7 protein-coding genes are annotated in these 6,974 nt (G+C 53.5%); all 7 read left to right on the top strand.

Going from position 1 to position 6,974, the window contains the following annotated elements:
• Positions 1 to 135: 135 nt before the first annotated feature.
• Complete coding sequence (locus AKL28_RS22770; RefSeq protein ID WP_050470583.1) at positions 136 to 807, top strand: heavy metal response regulator transcription factor; 672 nt, start codon at positions 136 to 138, stop codon at positions 805 to 807.
• A 20-nt stretch (positions 808 to 827) separates the two neighbouring features.
• The gene (locus tag AKL28_RS22765; RefSeq protein ID WP_050470582.1) at positions 828 to 2,225 is read left to right on the top strand and encodes a heavy metal sensor histidine kinase; all 1,398 of its coding nucleotides are present in this window, start codon (positions 828 to 830) and stop codon (positions 2,223 to 2,225) included.
• A 129-nt stretch (positions 2,226 to 2,354) separates the two neighbouring features.
• Positions 2,355 to 3,974: a phosphoethanolamine transferase gene (locus AKL28_RS22760; RefSeq protein WP_231602649.1), complete on the top strand. Its 1,620-nt coding sequence runs from the start codon at positions 2,355 to 2,357 to the stop codon at positions 3,972 to 3,974.
• A 169-nt stretch (positions 3,975 to 4,143) separates the two neighbouring features.
• Positions 4,144 to 4,752, top strand: coding sequence for a phosphoheptose isomerase (locus AKL28_RS22755; RefSeq protein WP_050470580.1), 609 nt, complete (start codon positions 4,144 to 4,146; stop codon positions 4,750 to 4,752).
• A gap of 110 nt (positions 4,753 to 4,862) precedes the next feature.
• Entirely contained in the window at positions 4,863 to 5,372 is a 510-nt protein-coding gene (locus AKL28_RS22750; RefSeq protein WP_050470579.1) for a DUF6328 family protein, read from the top strand.
• Between the two features lie 69 nt (positions 5,373 to 5,441).
• Positions 5,442 to 5,765: a zinc ribbon domain-containing protein gene (locus tag AKL28_RS25410; protein WP_165774441.1), complete on the top strand. Its 324-nt coding sequence runs from the start codon at positions 5,442 to 5,444 to the stop codon at positions 5,763 to 5,765.
• A 63-nt stretch (positions 5,766 to 5,828) separates the two neighbouring features.
• Positions 5,829 to 6,974 (top strand): heavy-metal-associated domain-containing protein (locus tag AKL28_RS24150; protein WP_462491136.1); only part of this gene is annotated, 1,146 nt, incomplete at its 3' end.

The raw sequence follows: 6,974 nt of genomic DNA, 5'->3' as shown, positions 1-6,974 counted from the left end.
CTCCTTGTGTGGCGCATCGTTGGAATGAATTCTACGGAGGAGGTCCGAACAGAAAGATTGCTGAGTTATTACAGATTTGTAATGAATGCAGCGGCAGGCTCGGTCAGAATATCGACGTATTCGAGGAACCAAATCATGCACATCTTGCTGGTAGAAGACGAACCAAAATCTGGGGATTACCTACGCCGTGGCCTTACCGAGTCGGGTTTTGTTGTCGACTGGGTGCAATCAGGAATTGACGGCCTGCATAACGCACAGACGCTGGAATACAAGCTCATTATTCTGGATGTGATGTTGCCAGGCATGAACGGCTGGGACATTTTGCGAGAATTGCGCCGCACCCACGATACACCGGTGCTCTTTCTCACTGCTCGCGATGAAATCGAGGATCGCGTGAAGGGTTTAGAACTGGGTGCCGACGACTACTTGGTCAAGCCATTTGCGTTCACGGAGCTGCTCGCAAGGGTACGAACGTTGCTACGCCGCGGCCCGAGCCGTGAATCTGACATCATCGAATATGCCGGCGTGCAGCTGGATGTACTTCGGCGCAAAGTTACGCGGGATGGGCAGCGAATCGATTTGACCGCTAAAGAATTTGCCTTACTGCACATGCTGATTCGCCGCCCAGGAGAAGTGCTCTCCCGGCCTCAAATAGCCTCGCAAGTCTGGGACATGAACTTCGACAGCGATACCAACGTCGTCGACGTCGCCGTGCGCCGACTACGCGTAAAGCTTGACGACGGCTTCGAGAGCAAACTTCTTCATACCGCCTGGGGCATGGGCTACGTGTTTGAGGCGCGAAATTGAACTCCAGAAACCCAGCTTCGATGACATCACGTCTAGTGGCTCTATTTGCACTAGTGGCGATTATCACATTCGCGGCTGTTGGCACTTATCTTTATCATTCGTTATACGTTCAGCTGGAACGTAGAGACGACGAAGAGCTTATAGGTAAGAGCCGCTCGATTGATCACCTGGTACAAGAAGCAGGCTCAATCGAAAGCATCAGGGGAAATAAGCATGCCATGTTGGATACCATTAGCGGCCACGACCAGCTCTTGGTACTCATCACAGATTCATCCGGCGCCACCATTTTAAAGAACTATGTTGGCCGATCTGGAGTCGGAACACCACTCTTCAACAGTCTAAAAACAACTCAAGTCAATGCCCTTCAAAGCATCGACTTAGACGGTGCCAGCGCACGTCTAATCGCCAGCAAGCCCAAGACCAGCGCCGGCGAGGAGACCATAGTGGTGGTGGCGCGCACTGCTTCTGACCGCATGGAACTGCTTTCCGAATATCGTACAGAGGTATGGTACGCAGCGTCGATCGGTACGCTTCTCGCAACGCTCTTGAGCTTCTTCCTTGTTCGCGGCGGGCTTCGACCACTGAGGTTAATGGCCGCACAAACGCATGCGATTTCGGCAAATCGGCTCGATACCAGGCTAGACATCCGCTCGGCCCCCAAGGAACTGCACGATATCGTTGAATCATTCAACGCAATGCTGGATCGCCTACATCGTAGCTTTGAGCAGTTGACGCAGTTCTCGGCGGATCTGGCGCACGATTTACGCACCCCGCTCAACAACCTGATGGTGCAGACGCAAGTCGCTCTGGGTAAGCAACGATCTATTGAAGAGTATCAGGGCCTACTCAGCTCCAACATCGAGGAATATGAGCGCTTGGCGCGGATGATGGAAAGCATGCTGTTCCTGGCGAGGGCAGAAAACGCCCATGTCGCCGTGAAGCCTCAGATGCTCAATGTCGAAGATGAATTGGCCAAGATTGCAGATTACTTCGAGGGCATTGCTGAAGAAGCGAAGGTCCGGATTGTCGTCGGTGGAACAGGAGAGATTTTCGCCGACCCGATGCTTTTGCGCAGGGCAGTTGGCAATCTAATTTCCAATGCAATCCGATACACACCTGAAGAGCGCATTATCCGGGTTGAAGCAACGGACGTAGGTAATGCGACCATCCTAACAGTATCCAATCCTGGAGAGGGAATCCCTCCCGACGTCGTTGGGCGAATCTTCGACCGCTTCTATCGGGCAGATCCGTCACGCAGCAGTGCGAGCGGATCCAGTGGACTCGGTCTGGCGATCGTACGCTCAATCATGACGTTGCACGGCGGCGAAGCAGCCGTCAAGAGCATCCAAGGTGAGCGGACAATCTTCAGCCTTACGTTCTTCAAAGAAGCCAAGATCATGCGCCCCAAAGGCGTCTGACCACTACCATCGGCGAGGCAATGGGCGCTCGCCACCTCCCATCATTCTAGAGAGTAATTTAAGTTGAAACGACTTGGATATCGGCTGCTCCTGGGCATTGGCGGGCTTGCTGCCTTTTGGATGCTAGGCATGATCAGTGCCAACGAATTCGCCAAAAGCACGGTCTTGATGTCCACCAGCCTGCCCGGAATTGCCGGTATATTTATCGCAGTCCCCTATTTCCGTTTGCGCCCGCGGTGGCTGACTGTTGTTAGTCTGGGAATCATTTCTCTATTCTTCTTCGACGCCGCCTTGAAGGGATTCTTGCGCGACTACTTCGGCCTTCGGCCGAATCCGATTCTCGTTTTGCACGCAATTTTCAACACTAATCCCGACGAGACCAACGAGTTCTTCCTGCACAACTGGCGGAAGCTGGCGGAGGCGGGAGGAATCTTTTTGTTCGTCGGCGCTTGGATCTTCTGGTTCGAGAAATGCTTATCCTTCAGGGAAGCACGCTTGCCGTTGAACACGCTACGCAGGTCCGGCTTCATCAGCATAGGGCTTCTACTAACGGCCTTCCTGGCATTGCATTTCAATCCCACGATGGCGAAAGAAAATCCTGCTTTGTTCTGGCCAATTCGATACATGGACTATCGCAGCCAGCTAAAGCAGGCACAAGACATGCAGCAAATCGTTGCCCGCAATATGGCACAACGATCCGAGTGGAAGGTACAGTACACCGGCCCAGCCAAGAACACGGTTGTTTGGCTAATCGGGGAAAGCACGAATCGCAGCAATATGTCGCTATATGGCTATGACCGTAGAACTACCCCTATGCTGGACGCAATGCGAAACCAGCTGATCGTCTTCCAAGATGTGATCTCATCAGAGCCGGCTACCATGTCGTCGCTGATGAAGATGTTCACGCCTGCCGATCTTGTTTCCCCTGACGCGTGGAATAGCAAGCCTGATGTTTTAATGTTAGCCAAGGAGGCTGGTTACAAGACATTCTGGATTTCTAATCAGGTCCCGAATGACGGCTGGCTCGGTCTTGTCTCCGAGCGTGCAGATGAGAAGCTATTCATCAACAAGGGCGCCGGCCGCGGAGAGAACAATTTCGACGGAAACCTATTACCTGGACTTGAAGCCGCACTAACCAATCCGGCCCCCAAGAAGCTCATTGTCGTGCATCTGCTTGGCGCTCACCCCACCTACGACATGCGTTACCCATCGTCATACGCCAAATTCAACGACGTCAATGATGCCGTCGCAGAACAGCTTTCAGCTGCAGGACGCTCAATCTGGATCCGACAGTTGCGCAACGAATATGACAACGCGATCGCCTACAACGACTTCGTCGTGGCAAGCATGATCAAGAGCACCATGGCATCTTCCCCCGGGGCGGCAAGCCTGCTCTTTAGTGCCGACCACGGCCAGGAAGTAGGTCACACGAGAGATCATGCAGGGCAATCGGTCGCGGATCCTTCCGGTTATGAAATCCCCATGCTTCTCTGGACCAGGTCATTCTCAGGAAAGAATGCCGTCGACAAAGCAATTCTAGAAAATCGCCCCTATCAAACGGACCATCTTGAACACACCATCATGGGATTACTCAAGGTCGAATCTCGTTACTACTCGTCGTCTCGGGACATCATGAGTGACGCTTTTGTCAGCGAAGACTTCTCCAACGGACTACGCAGAATAAACGGACGTCCGTATTTGCCACGGACAGTGACGTTCAACCAGCCACCGGCGAAGGCCGGCTCCTAGAGCCGCGAAACGCGTAGCGGACAGAGAACAGCCAGATGGAAAGCATCGTGTCAGTGCCATCAACCAAGCTCGAGATCAAATCTGACAGAAAATTAATAAATGATCTTGGAATCATTCATTTCTGCATTTCTCCAACCTTCTTTATGGTCGATACCGGGGGAGAATCAACATGGAGAAGTCTCGAATTGCCGAGCATTTTCACGCGAGTGCTCAACTCAAGATCGATGCAGTCCAGTCTCTTGAAGAGCCCATTCTCGATGCCATTAAAGCAATATCAGCTACGTTAGCCCGGGGATCGAAAATTCTTTCCTGTGGCAATGGTGGCTCGGCCGCCGATAGTCAGCATTTTGCTGCAGAGCTGGTAGGTCGCTTCGAGCGCGAACGCAAACCTCTTCCTGCCATCTCGCTCACCACAGATACCTCAATCTTGACCGCAATCTGCAACGACTATGGGAATCAGGAAATATTCTCCAAGCAGGTGCAGGCTTTAGGTCGCAGCGGGGACCTCTTGTTGGTCTTTTCTACGTCCGGGAACTCCGAAAACATCCTCGCAGCTGTGCAGGAGGCCCATCAACAGGGGATGCAAGTTGTTGCGCTCACTGGCAAAGGCGGTGGTCAACTAGGCAGATTACTCACACCGCTGGACATCCATATCTGCGTTCCACATGAACGCACAGCGCATATTCAGGAGGTGCATCTCACAGCCCTGCATTGCCTATGCGATGGCATAGATAACTTGCTGTTCGGATCTGTTCCGGGTCACGACCACGGAGGTTAAAAGATTACAAACTTGTAATAACTACGCAATCTTTTTCTCGATATTGCCTCGGTAAAATCTATTTCAATACCCAGCGCCACGGGCAACCCACTTGCGACTGAAACAGAAAAATGACTTCATCCCATACTGAGGAAGATCGCGAAGATTTTGAAGGAGACGGAGATCTTTCCGATCTTCTCAACGAATTGCGCGTCCTGTTACCCGCTGCCCAGTTGCTGACCGCGTTCCTCATTACGCTGCCATTTAACAGCGGATTCTCACAGATCGTTGAATCAGAAAAGTGGATATTCCTGGCCACATTCTGCTGCTCACTAACTAGCCTAGTTCTGTTTGCCGCCCCGGCAGTGCAGCATCGGATATTACGTCCTCTCCGGGATCGTTCACGCTTCAAGACGCTAGCTTCACGCCAGATGTTATGCGGCGCGGTATCACTCTCGTTTGCGCTCGTCTTAGCGAGCAACCTGGTCGTCTCGCAAGTCTTCGGCCATCTTCGTGGCGTCTGGTTCGCTATGGGGACCGGAGTGTTGATCTTCTCGCTTTGGTGGCTGCTGCCACTCAGATTTCTCCGCGACCTTTCAGGCACTCGCCCGTTAGTCATACGTAATGGGTCTGATATCTAGAAGGCGGGATTTTTCAATGACGTCATGTAAGCCGTTCATTTGGCGTCTTCATTTTATAACGGAGTACACGTGAGTTTTCTTCGCAAAATAATCGGACGCCACCATGGCGAAAAGCGCCGGCATGGCGATACCGGCCACCACGGCAACAACAATCAATATGGCAGTAGCGAACACGGCGGTCACAGCAGGTATAGCCCGCCCCCCACTGGACGCGGACGGAGTGCCACTCCGATCGGCACTAGCTGCCCGCGGTGCTTCACCGTCAGCAGTCCTGGCGCCAGGTTTTGCCACGAGTGTGGCAGCGGCCTAACAGCCATCGCTTGTACTCAGTGTGGTAGCGGAATGCCGTCTGGCACCAAGTTTTGCGGCCAATGTGGGACCTCTTCCACATAACTGCAGCGTGGAAAGCTCCTCCCTTTTAACGGCTTAGGCCACGAATCACCGCCAAGAGTAATCATGACAACAAAACTACGCCTCGATATTCCCGTTTTGCTCCCAGATGTTGAAGATGCAAACGACGTCTGTGTTCGACGCCTCATCGACGAAATCGGAACACAGGCCGGCGTAGTTAATGTCCATGTCCGTCCGCCTCGTGGCGCCGGAGTGTCACAGCTGTGCGTCCACTATGACACCGCGCAGTTGCCCTTTGGTCGCATCCGAGAAATCGTGACCGCTGCAGGCGCAAAGGTTTCTGAACGCTATGCGCACGTAGTCTGGAAGGTCAGCGGAATCAACCATCAACGGCGGGCCCGAACTGTTGCGGACCATCTGCAAAAGCTACCTGGTGTGTTAGCCGCAGATGTCGCCACCACGAGCAGCGTGCATGTTGATTTTGATCGTCAGCAGTGCGATATACCAAAACTCACGGCCGCATTGAAGAGCCTGGGTGTGAAGATTCTTGATCAAACTGTTGCGGCCGAAAATTCTCCTCCGGCAGAGGGGCAAGAAGATACACACGATCATCAGCACTCCCATACGGATGGCGAAGGTGGTGGAGACCATAAGCACTCGCATGCCCATGGCTCGAGTCACGCCGAACATGGAGGAAAGGATGCTGAGCACTCTCATGAACATGGCGGCATGCTTGGCGCCAATACAGAGCTGATCTTTTCGCTCTTATGTGGCGCACTCCTGGGCATCGGCTGGGTCATTGAAAGATTCGTTGCTGGCATGCCGGCCTGGCTTCCCATGGCGTGCTTCATTTCGGCATATTTCTTCGGTGGCTTCTACACTGTCCGGGAAGCCGTCGACAATATTCGGCTTAAGCGTTTCGAAATCGATACGCTGATGCTGGTCGCTGCGGCCGGCGCCGCAGCGTTGGGATCGTGGGCAGAGGGCGCGCTTCTGCTGTTCCTGTTCAGCCTGGGGCATGCACTAGAACACTACGCCATGGGTAGGGCAAAGCGCGCGATCGAAGCCCTGGCCAAGTTGGCCCCCGAAGTAGCCTCCGTACGTAGAGACGGGCAGATTACGGAAATCCGGGTCGAGGAGCTGCGAGTCGGCGACGTGGTGTTGGTGCGCCCGAACGAGCGCCTGCCAGCAGACGGATTTATCGTTGTTGGCAACTCTGCGATTAACCAAGCCCCAGTTACCGGGGAGAGC

It is taken from the genome of Herbaspirillum chlorophenolicum, assembly GCF_001189955.1.
GTDB lineage: Bacteria > Pseudomonadota > Gammaproteobacteria > Burkholderiales > Burkholderiaceae_D > Herbaspirillum > Herbaspirillum chlorophenolicum.
Note: the sequence above shows the minus strand (reverse complement) of the source record. Positions and strands in the feature narration are given on the sequence as shown.

Bases quoted from the DNA above. Each gene is read 5' to 3' on its own strand.
- AKL28_RS22770 (WP_050470583.1), top strand. From the start codon at position 136: ATGCACATCTTGCTGGTAGAAGACGAACCAAAATCTGGGGATTACCTA.
- AKL28_RS22755 (WP_050470580.1), top strand. From the start codon at position 4,144: ATGGAGAAGTCTCGAATTGCCGAGCATTTTCACGCGAGTGCTCAACTC.
- AKL28_RS22760 (WP_231602649.1), top strand. From the start codon at position 2,355: ATGATCAGTGCCAACGAATTCGCCAAAAGCACGGTCTTGATGTCCACC.
- AKL28_RS22750 (WP_050470579.1), top strand. From the start codon at position 4,863: ATGACTTCATCCCATACTGAGGAAGATCGCGAAGATTTTGAAGGAGAC.
- AKL28_RS22765 (WP_050470582.1), top strand. From the start codon at position 828: ATGACATCACGTCTAGTGGCTCTATTTGCACTAGTGGCGATTATCACA.